The 18,794-nt window shown below is 26.4% G+C and carries 15 protein-coding genes; 4 read left to right on the top strand and 11 right to left on the bottom strand.

The genetic code is table 11. The annotated features are described in order from the left end of the window. Positions 1-268: 268 nt before the first annotated feature. The 4 genes from scpB to BFL38_RS00545 form a co-directional block, all read right to left on the bottom strand. Positions 269-940 (bottom strand): SMC-Scp complex subunit ScpB, encoded by a 672-nt coding sequence (gene scpB, locus BFL38_RS00560; protein WP_069725230.1) that lies wholly within the window; start codon positions 938-940, stop codon positions 269-271. 131 nt (positions 941-1,071) lie between these two features. Next, positions 1,072-3,378 (bottom strand): tetratricopeptide repeat protein, encoded by a 2,307-nt coding sequence (locus tag BFL38_RS00555; RefSeq protein WP_069725229.1) that lies wholly within the window; start codon positions 3,376-3,378, stop codon positions 1,072-1,074. 75 nt (positions 3,379-3,453) lie between these two features. Beyond that, on the bottom strand, positions 3,454-3,705 hold the full coding sequence (locus BFL38_RS00550; RefSeq protein ID WP_069725228.1) for a DUF167 domain-containing protein: 252 nt from the start codon (positions 3,703-3,705) through the stop codon (positions 3,454-3,456). Positions 3,706-3,776: 71 nt separating this feature from the next. Continuing rightward, on the bottom strand, positions 3,777-4,394 hold the full coding sequence (locus BFL38_RS00545) for a carboxymuconolactone decarboxylase family protein (RefSeq protein WP_069725227.1): 618 nt from the start codon (positions 4,392-4,394) through the stop codon (positions 3,777-3,779). Between the two features lie 199 nt (positions 4,395-4,593). Here BFL38_RS00545 and BFL38_RS00540 point away from each other — a divergent pair, with 199 nt between their 5' ends. After that, positions 4,594-6,354, top strand: coding sequence for a tetratricopeptide repeat protein (locus BFL38_RS00540; RefSeq protein WP_069725226.1), 1,761 nt, complete (start codon positions 4,594-4,596; stop codon positions 6,352-6,354). Positions 6,355-6,407: 53 nt separating this feature from the next. On the opposite strand, the gene BFL38_RS00535 is transcribed toward BFL38_RS00540, so the two are convergent. Next, a complete protein-coding gene (locus BFL38_RS00535; RefSeq protein WP_069725225.1) occupies positions 6,408-8,258 on the bottom strand; it encodes a methyl-accepting chemotaxis protein in 1,851 nt (616 codons plus the stop codon). A gap of 218 nt (positions 8,259-8,476) precedes the next feature. Here BFL38_RS00535 and BFL38_RS00530 point away from each other — a divergent pair, with 218 nt between their 5' ends. From BFL38_RS00530 to modA, 3 genes are all read left to right on the top strand, one after another. Next, complete coding sequence (locus BFL38_RS00530) at positions 8,477-9,469, top strand: DUF8042 domain-containing protein (protein WP_069725224.1); 993 nt, start codon at positions 8,477-8,479, stop codon at positions 9,467-9,469. Then, positions 9,462-10,757: a replication-associated recombination protein A gene (locus BFL38_RS00525; RefSeq protein WP_069725223.1), complete on the top strand. Its 1,296-nt coding sequence runs from the start codon at positions 9,462-9,464 to the stop codon at positions 10,755-10,757. The genes BFL38_RS00530 and BFL38_RS00525 overlap by 8 nt, the downstream gene beginning before the upstream one ends. 207 nt (positions 10,758-10,964) lie before the next feature. Next, the gene (modA, locus tag BFL38_RS00520; protein WP_069725222.1) at positions 10,965-11,735 is read left to right on the top strand and encodes a molybdate ABC transporter substrate-binding protein; all 771 of its coding nucleotides are present in this window, start codon (positions 10,965-10,967) and stop codon (positions 11,733-11,735) included. A 452-nt stretch (positions 11,736-12,187) separates the two neighbouring features. Here the strand turns inward: modA and BFL38_RS00515 are convergent, their stop codons facing one another. The 6 genes from BFL38_RS00515 to BFL38_RS00490 all read right to left on the bottom strand — a co-directional run bounded on the left by BFL38_RS00515 (position 12,188) and on the right by BFL38_RS00490 (position 18,596). Next, a complete protein-coding gene (locus BFL38_RS00515) occupies positions 12,188-13,594 on the bottom strand; it encodes an MATE family efflux transporter (protein ID WP_069725221.1) in 1,407 nt (468 codons plus the stop codon). Between the two features lie 89 nt (positions 13,595-13,683). Further along, positions 13,684-15,069: an MATE family efflux transporter gene (locus BFL38_RS00510; protein WP_069725220.1), complete on the bottom strand. Its 1,386-nt coding sequence runs from the start codon at positions 15,067-15,069 to the stop codon at positions 13,684-13,686. Positions 15,070-15,466: 397 nt separating this feature from the next. Next, on the bottom strand, positions 15,467-16,111 hold the full coding sequence (locus tag BFL38_RS00505; protein ID WP_069725219.1) for a hypothetical protein: 645 nt from the start codon (positions 16,109-16,111) through the stop codon (positions 15,467-15,469). Between the two features lie 21 nt (positions 16,112-16,132). Beyond that, positions 16,133-16,516: a hypothetical protein gene (locus BFL38_RS00500; RefSeq protein ID WP_008730725.1), complete on the bottom strand. Its 384-nt coding sequence runs from the start codon at positions 16,514-16,516 to the stop codon at positions 16,133-16,135. 61 nt (positions 16,517-16,577) lie between these two features. Continuing rightward, the gene (locus BFL38_RS00495) at positions 16,578-17,399 is read right to left on the bottom strand and encodes a histidinol-phosphatase HisJ family protein (protein ID WP_069725667.1); all 822 of its coding nucleotides are present in this window, start codon (positions 17,397-17,399) and stop codon (positions 16,578-16,580) included. Positions 17,400-17,507: 108 nt separating this feature from the next. Next, a complete protein-coding gene (locus BFL38_RS00490; protein WP_069725218.1) occupies positions 17,508-18,596 on the bottom strand; it encodes an NAD(P)-dependent alcohol dehydrogenase in 1,089 nt (362 codons plus the stop codon). Positions 18,597-18,794: the final 198 nt, after the last annotated feature.

Below are 18,794 nucleotides of genomic sequence, written 5' to 3'. Positions count from 1 at the left end.
GCACGCAGAATAAAATTTAAAATATAGAATATTTTTGAATTATGATGTTAATAATAAATAAAAAACTGTTTACCGTGCGTTAAACAGATTTTAAATTTAAATAACGCTTGGGCGGGTGTTAACAATTCTAATTTGGCTTTAAATATAATTAATACTAAAATTCAAAATACAGCGGTAAAGCATAAAGGGCGGGGTATGTAAATAAAATTTTAAAATTATGACAAAATAATAAAGGCTTTACTCTTATCAAGCAAAGCCCTATTATTTATTACTCATCTTTATTGAATTCCAAGTCTTTCAATTCTCTTAATTTTGGAAGATCATCTAAACTATTTATACCAAAATGCATTAGGAATTTATCAGTAGTTCCATAAGTTTGCCTTTTATCTAAATAATCTTTTCTACCCTTCCAAGCTATGAAACCATCTTCCATTAAAGCCCTTAAATGATAACTGCTATCGCTTTGCCTTATATCGTCAATTTCAGCTTTAGTTAAAGGCTGTTTATATGCTATTATAGAAAGAGTCTGAAGCATTGCTTTTGATATTTTTTTCTTTCTTTTTTTATCATATATTGCTGATAAAGTACCAAATGTAGAAGGTATTATAGTCATAAGTACAGAGTCTCCTACCTCAAGTATCTCTATAGCACTTTTTGCATTTCTGTATCTGTTATTAATATTTTCTATATGATTTCTTATATCAGAATTCTCGCATTTGAAAAGAGTTCTTAATCTGCTTATCGGAACATTTCCTTCAACATATATGATAGCTTCCATAATCTTTTCAAGTTCTTCTTCGTTTGCAAGTATAGAGTCATCTATTTCTAGAGTGTTTTTATTTTCAGTATTTGCCGCACGAACTTCTGCATTATTATCAGAATTATTTTCTGCAATTTCATTCTCCAAAAGAGCACCGCTTGTTTCAATCATTTCATCCATAATCTTTAATCCCTAAAAAATAACTTCCTTTTTATTTTTTAATATATTTAGATTATAGCATATTAAAAACTTTTTTCAATCGTTTAGACATAATTTTGTGTATATATTTTTATGTAAAAATAAATTTATTTTCAATTATCAGTTTTTAAAAGTTTAATATTTTCATCATTTATAATTCTTCTTATAATCTCTATATTAGAATCATCAAAGTTTTTAGGGAAATATATACTTTTTATTTTTATATTGTTAAAAATTACTCTGTAATCATCACTTTTATTTTCTGAATTATAGCCAAATATTGAAAGTAAAGTATCATAGTGAATATTATCTTCTTTAGTAATAAACTTAGCCGTTTTTCCGTAAATATTTTCTTCTTCACTATAATTTTTTGTTTTGATTATAATTGAATCTTGAGTTTCATATTCTAAGCATATAATATTATTTTCTAAATTATTAATAGATGAACTAAATGAAGATAAATTAATATTCATTTTTTCATTAAATTTTTCTATAACAGGTTTAAGTGCTACAAATTTTCCGGCATCAATAGTATTTTCTAAAATATTTACTATGTTTTCAGTTTCTGTTTTTTTATCTAATAATAATTTAAGAGTATCTGTATTATAGTTAATATTTTTATATAGAGTATAAGAGGAATTAGTTTTATGTGTATTATGAAACTCTATAGTTTTATTTAAAGATTTTTCAAATAAGTTTAGAAAGTCATTGTATTTTATTATATTTGCTTTCAATAAAGTATATGATAGTAAAAATATATTGTAGCTTGCAAAATGATGCTGATTTAAATCAAAATTATCTATATATCTGAAATAAGTATTTAAAAGCGAATCATAATCTTTTTTCAAGTAATATATAACTGCTAAATTATTATAAAGGTCAAAATCTGATTTTTTATTTTCTATTAATTTATTATAGCATATAGAAGAATTATCATAATCTTTTATTCTATAGTATGACTGGGCCAGCATATCATAAATATCATTATCTCTTTTATCAGTTCTTGATGCATATTCTATCACTTTATTATAATCTTTATTATTAAAGCAAATAGAAATTAATTTATCATAATGCTTAAATGAATAAGGATTTACTTCTATAATTTTATCTGCAATAGTCAAAGCATTATCATATTCTTCCAAATCAAAATATATATTGAATAATATTTGATAAGAATTGCTGTATGAAGGATTAAGTTCTAATGCTCTATTTAAATAAATCAATGATTTTTCTTTTTCGCCTAAATGATAATAGGATAAACCTATGCCGTTATATGAATCTGCATTATTATTATTTATATCTATTGCTTTATTGAAATTTTCTATTGCATCATTATAATCTTTTAAATTAAAATAAGCCAAAGCTAAATTATTATAAGCCTTATAGTACCTATCATTTATTTCTATAGATTTATTAAAGTATTCTATTGCTTTATCATATTCTTCATTAGATGAGTAGCATATACCTATAAAGTTATAAGCCTTATAAGAATTACTGTTTTTTTCTATAACTTTTTCAAAGCATTCTATAGCTTCATAATAATATCTTTTAGAATAATAACTTATACCCAATTTGTTATAATCAGTAAAAGTATTGATATCTAATTTTCTAGCCTTATCAAAATAAAAAGCTGCCTTATCAAACATCTTTCTATTGAAATAAACTAAAGCTAAATTATTATAGGCATTAGCATATTTAGGATTAATATCTATAGCTATATTAAAATATTTTATGGCATTATCATAATCCTTTAAGAAAGAGTAAACCGCTCCTAAAGTATTTGCTATTTTATAGGATTTATTATTATACTGAAGAAATTTGGAAAAACATTCTATAGCTTTATCATAATTATTAATATTATAATAACTCATTCCAAGCATATCATAAGCTTTAAAAACTCTCTCATCTAAAGATTTTGAATGTTCAAAAAACTCTATAGCCTCATTATATTTTTTATTTTTATAATAGAATAAAGCTAAATTATTAAAAGCCTTATCATATTTAGGATTAATTTCTATTGCCTTATTAAAATTTTCTATAGCCTTAGTAAAATCCTTTTTCTCAAAATAGCTGATACCCAAAAGATTATATGCTTTGAAAGAATTAGGGGTTATTTTCAAAGTTTCATTAAAGCATTCTATAGCCTTATCATACTGTTTTATAGCATGATAGCTTATGCCTAGAAGATTATAAGATTTAAAAGTTTTTATATCTACTCTTCTAGCCTCTTCAAAATATCTTACAGCATCTTCATATTCTTTGAGTTCAACACAAACTTGTCCCTTATATAAATTAGCCCTGTAATTTTTAGGGACTTTTTTAAGTATAACATCAAGTATTTCAAGAGTCTGATTATAATCTTCATTGTTCAGTCTGTATGAAACTTCATTTAAAAGATTCTCCATCTTAGTATTGTACATAACAACCCCATATACAATTATTGTAAATATTTTACAATGAATATATATATTATGTCAACAATAAAATGCAATTTTTTATTTATTAAAATACTTTTTTAAATCATCATCATTTATATTAATAGAAATAAGTTTTTTACTGCTTTTCTCGCCTTTTAGTATATCAATATCTTTCTTTTTAATATTAAGCTCATCAGCCAAAAATTCAATTATAGCCTTATTAGCCTTTCCGTCTATAGCCTTAGCCATAATGCGAATGGAATAAACCCCATTCTCGAATTTAAAACTATTGGATTTAGCTCCCGCTGTTACTTTAACTTCTATGTTCATAATTTTGTATAATAATTTACATATAAATTGATAACTTCTTAATTTTTTAATTTAAGTCAATATTTTTATGCCTATTTATTAATTCTGCATATATTGGTAAACCCTGCAGTAGGTACTCCCAAAGCCCTTATAAGCCTTGCCCAATAATTCACCTGTGCAGCAGTGGAGGCTAATATTAATATTGCTCTCTCTGAATACTCTTTTTTTATTTCTATTATTAATTCTTCTGATATTATTACTGGGGTTTTTGTAATAGCTGAAATATATTTTAAAGCAATCTTTTCTTTATTTGACATTGTAGAACATGAATCTATATCTTTATTTTGTAAATATTTTATTTCTTCTTCTGTTACATTTTCTTTATCATATTCAAAGCTGTTCATGTCTATACAAAATGGGCAGGCTATATCTATTGAGATTTGTATTCTTATGAGTTTTAAAAGTCTTTTAGGCACTTCCTTATCATCATGCGTAATTAATGCTTCCATTATGCCTGAGCTTATTGCAGTTTTAGGGTTCCAAGCTAAAATCTTTGGAAGGAGCAGGTCTTTTTTTACTTTCTTTTTTGCTATCCACATAGGCAGTCTTAAAAATAGAGGTATTTTCTTTGGAGGATTAATATATGCATCTTCTATGCTTTCAAAATAATTGTCTTTATCTTTAATTTTAAAATTTATTATATTATCCATTATGTTTCCTTAATTTTAAATTATTTTTACATTTATTAATATACCATAAAAAACTGATAATAATTCTAAAATCATATATCTTTATAGTTATAAGTAATAAAATGATTTTTTATCATAATATATATATAATTATTTACAAGTAGTTTCAAATTTCTTAAATATGATTTATAATATACAACTAATAATTAAAAAGGATTATATGGAAAATATTAATAAATATCTGCATGAAGTAGATGAGTGTATAAAAAACAAAAATTATAATGATGCATTTTCCTTATGCAATGATATTTTATCTATCGACCCCAACAATATAGAAGCTATGTTTAAAGCAGGTTATTGCTGTTATAGATTAAAAAAATATGATATATCTATGATGCATTTTATAAAGGCTTCTTCATTAGAGAAATTCAGCACTAATAAGGCTATATATAAATACTATATAGGAAGATGTTATGCTTCTTTGGGAGTATATAAAGAGGCATTAGAATATTTTAAAGCTTCATATAATTTAGATAATAACAATAAATATTATACTTTATGGCTTGGAATCACTTATGCTAAAACTGCAGTAAATGACAATGATTATAATACAGCATTAATGTATTTGTCTATGTCTTTAGGTTCTGAAGACTATTTGGTATATGGATATATTGGATACTGTCATATTCAGTTAAAAAATTATGACAAAGCAATTATGTATTTAAATAAATCTGTAAAATTGAAAGATAATGATTATTTAAGCAGATATTATCTAGGCAGTACATATTTTATAATGCAAGTATATGATAAGGCTTTGGAGCATTTAAGCGAATCTGTAAAATTAAAGGATGATAATTTTGATAGTTGGTTCGCTTTAGCTTTGATATATAAAGTAATAGATGAAAACAATTTATCAGATGAATGTTTTGAAAATGCTAGAAATATTGCTTTGAATAATAATGATATTGACGAAGAGCTTGACTGCTTTATTAAGCTTACAGATTCTCAAAATGATGAATATTTAAATTATTTATATCTTGGCATCTGCTATGCTAAACTTGAAAGCTATAAAAATGCTGTGCATTACTTACTTGAATCTATAGCGGTAAATGAAAAATATAATAATGAAAATAACTATCTGGCATATTATTGGATAGGATATATTAATTATATAGACAGTGAATATGAAGATGCTGTAAAATATTTTGAAAAATCTTTAAATTTAAATAGTGATAATGAAGAAAATTATTTGGTTTTATTATGGCTTGGAGATTGCTATTTTAGATTGGGTAATTATAAAAAGGCTTTATTTAATTTAAAGAAATCTATAGAAATTAAAGATGATGAGGCTGAGGCTTATAAATTAATATCCGAATTATATTTAAAAGCAGGAAAGAAAGAAAAATATAATAGTTATATAAGCAAATATAAAAAACTCATTAAGAATGCCAATATATATGATAATTCTGAAAATAATGAAAAAAAAGAAAATCTTTATCAAGAAGAATATGTATTAAATAATAATGAAGGAATTCATTCTAAAAAAGAAGAGACATTGGATATTAATGATGGAATTCATTTTAAAAAAATAGATATTTATCATTTTATCAATCTTTTATTTCAGGATATAGAAAGCAATGATTTATATAGCCTGTATTCATCTAATACCGAAAAAAAATCTTATATAGATTTTAACGATTTTAATATAGATAATTTTTTATCATATAGAAATATAATCAATAATGCAGTAAAAGATAATTTTGATAATTCCAGAAAAATAACAATGGTAAAAAATATTATCACTAATTTTGATATTATAAGTGATGCAGAAATAAAAAATGCTGAAAAGTTAATAGATGATATAGAAGAATTATTTAATTATACTTCTGAATGTATATTAAACACTATGCATTATTATTATAGAAAAAAAGATATAGAACTTTATTTAATATTAATGAGAATAATAGAAAATAATTTATAAATAAAAAAACACATATATTTTTTGATATATGTGCTTTTTTAATTGTTTATTATTTATAGTTTAAAAAACTTCATAGCATGCTGTAATGAATTAGCCTGAAGAACTAAATCCTTTGAAGCATTTTCAGCATCATTAACAAGAGCATTATTCATTTGAGTAGCTCCATCCATTTCAGAAACTGCCCTATTAACCTGTTCAACACCGGACTGCTGCTCTACTGCTGCAGAACTTATTCCTCTCATTATATTAGCTGTTTCATCTATTTTAGTTTTTAAATCTTTAAATATTTCCTGTGATTGTCTTGCTGTTCCTGTAGCTTTATTAATTTTATCGTATGCATTGTCTACTAAATCGGTAATATCTTTTACTGATGACTGAGTAGTTTGAGCAAGATTTCTTACTTCGCTTGCTACAACTGCAAAGCCTTTTCCCTGATCTCCAGCTCTTGCTGCTTCTACAGATGCATTCAATGCTAATATATTAGTTTGAAAAGCAATATCTTCAATAATTTTTGTGATATTTTTTATTTTTGTGCTTGCATCATATACTTCTTCGATATTTTTTGTAGTTTGTATAATAATATCTCCTGCTTCATCTATAGAAGATTTAGAAGATATCATCATATTATTTCCTGTTATAGAATATTCAGTAGATGATTTTATAGTAGAGGCCATTTGTTCCATAGAAGCTGCTGTCTGCTGCAAACTTGCTGACTGTGCTTCTGTTCTTCTTGATAACTCTACATTTCCTTTAGCTAATTTTTCTGAAGCATTCATTATACATATAGAGGCATCATTAACTTCTTTTATAGTTTCAACCAATTTATGTCTCATATTAGCAAAGCTATCTGCAAGTATTCCAATTTCATCTTTTCTAGGTTTTATTTTTCCTTTAAATTCTGTCAAATCTCCTCTTTCTATTTTTTGAGCTTCATGCACTACTAAAGATAAAGGTTTTGTTATAGAGCGTATAAATATATTGATAAATATTGCTATAGAAACTATAGTGATAATTCCAAGAATGATTCCGCTTAATATAGCTTTTCTGCTCTCAGCAAATATTTCTTCTGAAGTCATAGTCATAGAAGTTATCCAAGGCACATATTTCATTTTAGTATATGAGCCCATTGTCTTATGATTATTAGCAATATATTCAACAACCCCTTTTGATAAATTATTGTCAAATACATTTTTATAAACTTGAGGAGCATCTGTATTAACTTTATTATAATCTGTATTCATTAATACTTTTAGATTAGGTGCTATTACATCGAGACCGCCTGTTTCTCCCAATTTTATACCTTCTATATAATTTTTATAAAATTCTCTCCAATTAAAGACAGTATATAAATATCCTACCTCTTCATTTCCATTTTTTACAGGAGTGGCAAAAATAAAAGATAATTCGCCATTAACTATTGACGGTACAAGTTCATTTCCGTAGCTTACGCTGCCGTATCCGTATTGTCTATTTTTTAATTTATTCCATATATCAATATTGCTGTCTGTAAATTTACTTCCTATCAATTTTGAATAATCACTGTCAGCTATTATAATCCCATTATTATCAACTATTCCTACATTAATAGAGCAGGCATTTTTTTCTCTAAATGTTTTTAATGTAGCATTTAATCTGTCAGTTCTTGTATAATCTTTGTAGGCAAGATATTCTCCTACTATAGGAACTGAAGCATAGGTTTCTAATAAATATGACTGCGTTCTAAACCAAGCATCAAATACCGATGAATATCCCTTTACCGTTGTTTCAAAACCTTCAAATCTGCTTTTTGATATACCATTACCAGCTATTGTAAGTGAAATTATAAGCATTATTGTTATAAATATCGCAGTAACAATACAAAGAATTACAGGCACCTTAATTGCCAAACTATTAAATTTACTCATCCATTACTCCATATATTTTATGAAAAATTACCAATGTTTTGAATATAATAATTATTTTCATATCGTCAATAATTTTTTTATATTTTCATAGTTTTTCTAAAAAATATTTAGGTATTTTTTAATTGAATAACTGCTAAAAAGTAATCATTAATAGCTGATAAAATCCGAATATTATTTACAATATAGAATTTTTAAATATAAATTATGGTGCAAAAATTATGAAAATTTTTATTAACGGCAAAGAATTATCAGTAATACTTGAGAATGAAACTAATGCTTATGAAATATTAAAACCTATAGAAAGTTGGTGTAATTCTAATGACTTTTTAATCAATAAAGTTATTATAGATAATAAAGAAATGCAGCCGTATATAGATGAAGAATATGAAACTATACCAATAGAAAACATACAAAAAATAGAAGTAGAGGCATTAAGTCAGGCTGAATATTCTCTATATTCTATTATGTCTATTGCTGAATATATAGAAAAAGTATTAAATACTGATTCAGTCAGCAGTAAAGATATAGAAGATTTAAAAGATGGTATGTATTGGGTGTTGGATTCCATACCTAGAACTATATTCCTATTTAATATGAGTTTAGAGTCTTACGGAATTATCCATATACTAAAAATGCTTGAAGTAAAATTGGAAAAGTTTAACAATGCATCAGACAATATAGATAAATTTAATGAGTTTTTTAATAATGAATTTAAGCCTTTTTTAAGTGAAAAAATGCTTCCTACTATGTACATTGTTATAGAGGAGGCTAAAATAAATACGATATTCCTTTTTGCAGGAAATATAACAAGCAGTAATGCTCTATACAAAGTGGGAAGTCTGCCTAAATTCTTACCGCTAATACTAGATATATTGGATTCTATTGTCAATAAACTTCAGTCTGGAAATGATAAAGAAGCTTTTATATATGCAGAAAAATTTTCGCGTATAGTAAGTTATGCTTTCAGTATACTTTCAAATGTAGCTTCTATTTATTCCATAGATTATTCTCAGATTTCTTTGAATTCGGTTACCCTTACAGATGCCATCAATGATTTTAATGAAATGATGAATAATGTTTTGGATGCTTTTGCAAATGAAGATTACATATCAATAGCTGATTTACTTGAATACGAAATCAAAGAAAGAATAGAAAATATTATGAATTATATACCGCTTGTAGAGGAACATATTGAAAAACTCAATGTTTGATTTTGAAGACGACATTAATAATTTCAGACCTATGGCTGAAAGAATGCGTCCTCTTACTATAGAAGAAGTTTTCGGGCAGCATCATATATTAGACAAGAATAAAACTTTAAGGAAAATGATAGATAATGATAAAATAACATCTATGGTTTTCTTTGGACCTCCCGGTGTAGGTAAATCTACTGTAGCATCAATTATAGCTAAAAAAACTAAAAGCGAATATATTAAACTTAATGCCGTTCTTTCAAATGTTTCTGAAATAAGAGAAGCTATAAAAAAAGCAGAAAAGAATTTAGAAAATAGAAAAAAAACTATACTGTTTATAGATGAGATACATAGATTCAATAAAAGCCAGCAAGATGCTTTGCTTCCGGCAGTTGAAAACGGAGCTGTTATACTTATAGGAAGCACCACATTAAATCCATACTTCTATCTAAATAATGCACTGCTTTCTCGTATAATGCTTTTTGAGTTTAGAAATCTTGATGATAATGATATAAGAGAAGCAGTATTAAAAGCTATTACTGATAAAAGAGGATTAGGTGAAGATGATGTGTATGTTGAAGATGAGGCTGTTAATTTAATAGTTCGTTATTCCCATGGTGATGTGAGAAAGGCTTTTACATATCTTGAAGCATCATATTTAGCAACTCAAATTGATGAAACTAAAGAAAAACTTACCATTACAGAAGAAATAGTTAGAGATGTTACAAGCAAGCAGTCTATAACTTTCGATGAAGATGAACATTACAATACTATAAGTGCATTTATAAAGAGCGTAAGGGGAAGTGATCCTAATGCGGCAATTTACTATTTAGCTAGAATGCTTGAATCCGGAGAAGATCCTAGATATATAGCCAGAAGATTATGCATATTAGCTTCTGAAGATATTGGGCTTGCTGAGCCTAATGCTATGAGTATTGCTGCTTCTCTTGTAAGTATTGTTGATTTTATAGGTATGCCTGAAGGAAGAATTCCATTAGCTGAGGTTACTATTTATTTAGCATTATGCCCTAAATCAAATTCTGCCTATAATGCCATTAATAAAGCTATAAGAGATATAAGAAACGGAGAGCTATATTCAATACCTAACTATTTAAAAGATAATCATTCTGCCTCATTCGATAAAAAAAGCGATGAAGAATATAAATATCCTCATGATTATCCTTATCATATAGTAAAGCAGAACTATTTAGAACATGGTATAAAAAAAGAGTATTATGAGCCTGTAGATATCGGTGAAGAGCGGGAACTCAAAAAAAGGTATGAGTGGATTATAAAGCATATATAGTTCATTTTACTATAATAAAATTCTAATAATAAATGAATAATACATATATACTGCAAAACTTACGCAACAATAAAAATATTTTTTAAAAGTTATATACATAAATAAAAAATCATATTTCATTTAATATAAATAAAAAAATATAGACTAATTTTATATTTTATATATATTTAATATAGAATATATATATATTATTAATGGAAAATTTTTATGAATAACAAAATAAACATTATTTTATATTTCATTATATCAATATTATTATTTTCATGTTCAAAAACAAAAGAAGAAAAAGATGATATTATTATATTTGCTTCTTCTAGTTTGATGAATCCATTAACTGAAATATGTACTAACTATAAAAAAGAAACAGGTGAAAAAATAAGTTGTTTATTTGATTCATCAGGAAGGCTAAGAGAACAAATACAATCAGGAGCTTATGCTGATTTATATTTTTCATCTTCTATTTATGAAATGAATATCCTAAAAGATATGAATCTTTTATATAATGACAGCATAACAAATATAGTTAAAAATGAAATAGTTTTAGTCATTACTAGAGATTCAAATATCAATATTAATTCTTTTTATGATTTAACTAATGATTATATAAATCAGGTAGCTATAGGAGAATCTATGACTTCTACTATAGGACGATATACAGAGGAAACATTAAATAATTTAGGAATATATGATATTATTTCAGATAAAATTATATTTGGAAAAGACACAAGAGAAGTAATTGATTTAGTAAAAAATGATAAAATAGACTGCGGTATAGTTTATATAACAGAAGCTATACTCAATAGTAATAATGATTTAAAAATAGCTGCTGAAAATAAAACTCATACAGAAATAATTTATAGTATTGCCGTATTGAAAAAATCTTTAAAAGAGAAAGAGGCAAGAGATTTCATTGATTACTTATGTGAAGATAAGAGTATTAATATATTAAAAGATTATGGATTTGGTATTATTATATAAGCAATTTATTTACATACCCGCCACCCGCCATTTTGTTTTTATGACTATAATCTGTAATTTTTAACTTATTTATATTTAAAAAGACTAATTAGAAATTAAATCACCCGCCCAAGTTATATTTATAACGCACGGTGTATGAATATTTTTGTATAATTTAAATTATAATTTTCAATATGCATATATTTTAAATTTTACTCTTCGTGCGGTATATGCATAACAACTTTAAAAAAAATTCTGGGTGGGAAGCAAAAAAAACAGTTAAAAACAAAAAAGAAAAATAATATAGAAATTACTTAATAATATTGAAAGCCTAAAGGGTGGGCAGATGTAATTAATTTTAAAACTTTATTTACATACCCCACCCTTTAAAATTTATAGCTTTATTTTGCTTTTTTACATTTATCATATTTACGGCTCAATTAGAATTTATAAGCACCCGCCCAAGTGTTTTTTTAATTTATAATTTTATTTTCATTATCATCTTTGGAATATGAATTCAATGTTATATTAGCATTCTTTTTCCATTTGTTTGAATAATAATAAGCTAAATGGAAAATCATATTAAATAAATTACTTACAGACATAGAAATCCAAACGCCCCATAAACCTATTTTTGGAGACAATAAATAAACAACAGGAATTCTTATTAAGAAATGTGTAAATAGAGTAAAAATCATTATTATAAAAGTTTTTCCTGAAGCATTAATAATACCATTTGCTGAAAATATAACGGCAATTAATATTGAGGAAGGAACACCGGCATATATATAACTTTTCATATAAGGCATTATATTATCATCTTGTACAAATATTTTGATAATGAAATCAGGAAACAGCATGCATAATGCGGTCATAATTAATGCTATAGTTAAAGAAACTTTTAATCCTGTACTAAATATTTCTTTGATTCTATACATTTTATTAGCCCCTATATTTTGAGCAGCCATAGTTCCTATACCGGAAAGAATAGCAGAAAGAGGGACAAATGATAAAGCATCTATTCTAGCATCTACCGCAAAAGCTGCTGAAGATAATTCCCCATAAGAGTTAATAACTTTATTTAAAAATAGCCAGCTTATAGAAGATATTAACTGCATAAAAGTAAAAGGAAGCCCTATTTTCAATATTAATTTTGTTATGTTCAAATCAAATTTAAAATTAAGAGGATTAACCCTTATAATACTATTTTTCGCTTTTAAATAAATCATACTCACTATTACAGATACAGCCTGAGCAAATACTGTAGCATAAGCAGCACCTGCCACCCCCATAACAGGAAAAGGGTATATTCCTTTTATCATAAGAGGATCTAAAATTATATTTATCACAGAAGATATTATCAAAAATATTAAAGGTCTTATAGTATCGCCTATCCCTCTAAGCAAAGCAGAAATGAAAGTGTAATAAAAAACAAAAGGAAAACCTATCATACTTATTCTAAAATAATTTACAGCATCTTCCATTATACTTTCAGAAGTATTTAAAAATACCATTAAATCAGGAGCAAATACATATCCTAATATTGCCAAAGTTAAAGAGGTTATTAAACTTACAGTAGTTGAAACTTTAGAAATATATGTTACATATTCCTTATCATTTGCCCCAAAATACTGCCCTATTAAAACATTTACCGCTGTTGATATTCCTGATGCTATAGCAGTAACAACCATTGTAAGCGGGAAGCTCACCGCAACAGCAGCAAGACCTTTAGAACCAACTATCTGACCTATCCAAATAGCATCAACTGTAGAATATGCCACATTTAATAGGTTGCCAAGCACCATAGGAATAACTAATATTAAAAGACCTTTTGCTACATTGCATTCTGTTAAATCTAATTCATTTTTTTCTTTCATCATTATTATTAATTTACCTAAATTATTTTTATATACTAAATAATTAGGCAATTTTATACAAAAGAGATATAAAAGTCAATAAGTATCAGTATTTATATATTATGCTCGGCTGCAGAATGAGAAGCTATATTGGCATCTTTTTTCCACTTGTTTGAAAAATAATACATCAAGCTGAAAGTCATACTAAAAAAGTTACCTATAGCCATTGCAGTCCATATACCCCATAATTCCATTTGAGGAGATATTATATATGCAAGAGGTACTCTAATTATTATATGAGCACAAAAAGCAAAAAGCATAAGCATAAAAGTTTTACCAGCTCCATTAATAACCCCATTTGCCGTAAACATTACAGCAAGCATTATTATGGAAGGCATAACAACATAAATATAGCTTTTAGTATATTTTAACACACTCATATCTTTAGTAAACATTCTTACAATAAGTTCAGGAAATAATATAGAAAAAAGAGCCATAAATACAGATATTCCGACTGATAATTTTATTCCGGATTTGAATATCTCTCTTACTCTTTCCATTTTACCTGCCCCAATATTTTGTGCTGTCATAGTGGCAATACCTGCAGATAATGCTAAAAGCGGAAGAAATGATAAAGAATCTACTCTCATAGATACGGCAACAGAAGCAGAAGCAGATTCACCGTAAGTATTTATGAGTCTGTTTAAAAATAACCAGCTTACAGATACTATTAACTGCATAGCAGCAAAAGGAAGTCCTATTTTAAACATTAATTTAGTGATGCTGAAATCAAATGCCAAATCAAAAGGATTAGCTTTTACAATACTGTTCTTCATTTTTAAATATATCATACTTACAGCAACGGAAACAAATTGAGAGAAAGCCGTAGCATAAGCAGCTCCGTCAAGTCCCATAGCAGGAAAAGGTCCTATTCCCTTTATCATAAGCGGATCTAATATCAAGTTTAAAATGGAAGCAATAGCTAAAAATATTAAAGGTCTTACAGTATCCCCTATTCCCCTAAGCAAAGCAGAGACTAAAAAATAATAAAACATAAATGGAAAACCTATCATGCTTATTCTGAAATAACTTACAGAATATTCCATTATACTATCTGCAGTATTTAAAAAACGCATCATATAAGGAGCAAATATATATCCTATGATTGCTAATGCCAAAGAAGTTATTAAACTTATAGTAGTTGAAACTCTGGAAACATATATTACAGAATTATGATCATTTGCACCGAAATACTGTCCTATTAAAACATTAGAAGCTACTGTAACGCCTGAAGCTATAGCCATAAGTATTAATATAATTGGGAAACTTACAGCAATAGCACCAAGACCTTTAGGACCTATCATCTGACCTATCCATATAGTATCAACTATATTATATGCGATATTTAATAGGTTCCCTAATATCATAGGTATAACTAACTTTATAAGTCCTTTGCTTACATTACCTTCAGTAAGCTCCAACATCTTGTTTTTTTGCATAATCGTCCTCTAGTATATTTTTATATTGTTTTATTTATCATAAAAAATTAGTATTGAAATATATCATTCTAAAAAACAAATATATAACTTTTTTATTATTTTATTTTTTATAGAAAAAAGTTTAAAAAGTATAAAAACATTAAAAAAATATAATGCATTAAGATTATATTTTTTATAAAGCAAAATAGATTTAATCATATTCTCATCATAAAGAGATAGAAAAAATTATATATTACAGAGATAATATCAAATTTATAATATAAATGAAACAGCCGTAATTCTATATAAATTTCTATATGATTATAAGTAAGTAGTAATATTATATTCTTAAAAAATAAAGTCAATATAAAAAATGTATTATTTGTAAAATTTTAATATTTTATACTATAAAATTTCATTATCTTCTTCTAGTGGAAGATCTTCTAAAAGTAGATTGTTTTCTTGTAGAGCTTCCTGAACTAGGTTTAAATAATGTTCTTCTTTTAGTAGTAGAATTATTATTATCTACAGTTGTTCTTTTAGTAGTAGAATTATTGAATATGCTTCTTCTTGTTTCAGTTCTAGTATATCTGTAATCATAGTAATCTCTATTGATAGTTCTTCTTTGACCATAATCATCATAATATACAGGTCTTCTATTATCCATCATGCTCATAAGCATCATATATGTAAAGAAACTGCTTCCAAATCCGCCGCTGTTTGCAATTCTTTGAGCTTTTTCAGGCTGAATTTCTTCGATAAAGTTTGTATACTTAGTGAAACTATTAGTAGGAAGAGGTACATTAAACTCATATTTTCCGGCATCAAACATCATAGGACCTATTTGAGACATAGAAGTATTAACTATAACATCATCATCATTTAAAAATTGAGAAACTAAAAATATATTTTCTGATTGCCTGCCTGATTTCTTAGCTTCTACTACTACTTTTATACTATCATTTTCTTTATTTACTGACAATATATTAAAATATGATTTTGCAGATGAATAGCAGGAAATAAATATAAAACTTAAAAATAATAAAATATAATTTTTTTTCATAATCATAAACCTCTGTATTTTTTATCTAGTCCAAATTAATATAAGCAGTTTTTTTATGCTGATTTCTAATTCCATAAAATTATTGGATAATGTTTTTCTTTCGCTTTTTACTAATAATTTTTGATATAAGATTTCATTAAGAAGATAAACCAAAAAATCTTCAACACTTGAATATACTTCTCCAGCACTTTCAGAAGTATAAAAAACTATTTCATTATTATTTTTTAATTCATTTGATACGGCATTTCTAATTCTGTCTTTTTCATAATTATCTAAATCATATATATGATTTTCCAATTCTTCTCTATTTTTTAAAACTTCAAATTGAAAATCATCTTCATAAAGAGCTTTTAATTCAGAATACTCCACCCTATCAAAGTATTTTTTTACTTCGTCTAATATCATACAACCTCCATAGATTTGGACATTATAACTTATATTTTTTGTCTGTCAATATTTACATATTCTACAGATTATAAAAAGATGGAATCATTTTATTATAAGTGCAGAATTGTTTAAATCCTATATCCTTTAAAATTTCTTTTGCTTCATTTATATGAAATCCCAAATGACTAGGCTGATGACTATCGCTTCCTATAGTTATAATATTGCCGCCTAATTTATGATATAGATTTAAAATATCTATTGAAGGTGTAGTATCTTTCAAACCGTATCTATGATATGAAGTATTAAATTCTATTCCTTTACCGTCTTTTATAACTATTTTTAATATATCTTCTATGATAGGTTTCACTTTTTCAAAAGGATAAGTGCCTTTTTTATCATATCGTACAATCAAATCTAAATGCCCTAGCACTGAATAATTTTTAAACATTTTTACAACATTAAGCATTTCTTCATAATAGGCTTCATTATATTCTTTTTGAGTTTTGTTTTTTTGAAAATCCTGAGTCCAGAATTCTTTATCGTTTACCTGATGAACTGAGAATATAATAAAATCAAAATCGTATTTTTTTAAAAGAGCTTCATATTTATTGACTGTATGAGTTTGTATGCCGCATTCAAGTCCTGTTTTTATATTAATTTGTTTTCCATATATTTCTTTCATTCTTTTTATATCTTCTATATACTTTGGATAATTGACATTTGTAATAGTTTTCCCATCTTTTATTTCAACTTCGTCACAGTCTTTTTTTATACCGTAATCCACATGATCCGTAATACAAATATCATCTATATTAAGTTTTACAGCATCTTTTATAACTTCTTCTAATGGATAATTAGAATCATCACTAAACTCTGTATGTACATGATAATCTGCTGTCATATAATAATCCTTTTTAATAATTTCTTTTATTATATCATTTATAATAAAAAGAGACAGCATATTTTTAATGCTGCCTCAATTTATAAAGAATATTATGAACAAAATACTTTATTTAAGAGTTTTCATATCAATTACATATCTGAATTTTGCCTGACCTGTGGTAAGTTTATCGTATGCTTCATCAATTTGATTTGCAGCTATAATTTCTGTTTCAGGATATATTTTGTGTTTTAAAGAAAAATCAAGCATCTCCTGTGTTTCTTTAATACCTCCTATCATAGAGCCATAAACTTTTTTTCCGCCTGCAAATATTAATCTTGCCAAATCTATGCTTTGTTTTAATTCAGCAGGAGGAAGTCCTACAATAGCCATTTCTCCGCCATATTTAAGTAAATCAACATAATCATTAACATTATATCCTGTAGGTATAGTTGATATAATTAAATCAAAATGAATAGGAACATCTTTTGTAGAAGTAAATAAATCTTTTGCTCCCATTTCTAATGCTTCTTTTTTCTTTTTGTCATTACGGGCAAACACATAAACTTCAGCACCCATATTAACGGCATATTTAACAGCCATAGAGCCAAGTCCTCCGAAACCAGCAACACCAACTATATCACCTTTTTTAACACCAGAAAATTTTAAAGGGGAATAAGTTGTTATTCCTGCACATAGTAATGGAGCTACTTTTTCCATTGGGGCATCTTTTGGTACAGTAATAGCAAATTTTTCACTTACTACTATATTATTAGAATATCCGCCGTAAGTAGGCTCATCATTATGGAAATGATCTTTGCAGTCATAAGTCAGCACTGTCTGACCTCTTTCGCAAAATTGCTCATGGCTTCTCTTACATGCTTCGCATTCTCCGCATGAGTTTACCATACAGCCTACTCCTGCATAATCGCCTATTTTAAATTTAGTAACTTTTTTACCTACAGCTACAACCTTACCAGCAATTTCATGTCCAGGAACCATAGGGTATATTCCTTCATGCCATTCGCTTCTTGCTGAGTGTATATCACTATGGCATATTCCGGCATACATTATTTCTATTAATATATCATTATCTCCCATTGAATGTCTTGAAAATTCAAATGGTTTAAAAGTATCTGTTTTGCTATGTACAGCATAACCTTTAGCATTTATTCTTTTACCTGAATTAGCTTCTTCCAAGTTTTTATCAAGCAGCATAAATAACTCCTTTTTATAATATATCATTATTATAACATTGAAGTGCACTCCAATGTCAATAGGCAATATACATATTTTTGAATTTTTATTACATACCCCGCCCTTTATTTTTGTTAACTTTATTTACAATTAACAAATTATTCTTATTTAAAGCAAATTAAGAAAAAGCATGCCCGCCCAAACTTATTCTGTATTTAA

The sequence above is a fragment of the Brachyspira hampsonii genome (assembly GCF_001746205.1).
Taxonomy (GTDB): Bacteria; Spirochaetota; Brachyspiria; order Brachyspirales; family Brachyspiraceae; genus Brachyspira; species Brachyspira hampsonii_B.
Note: the sequence above shows the minus strand (reverse complement) of the source record. Positions and strands in the feature narration are given on the sequence as shown.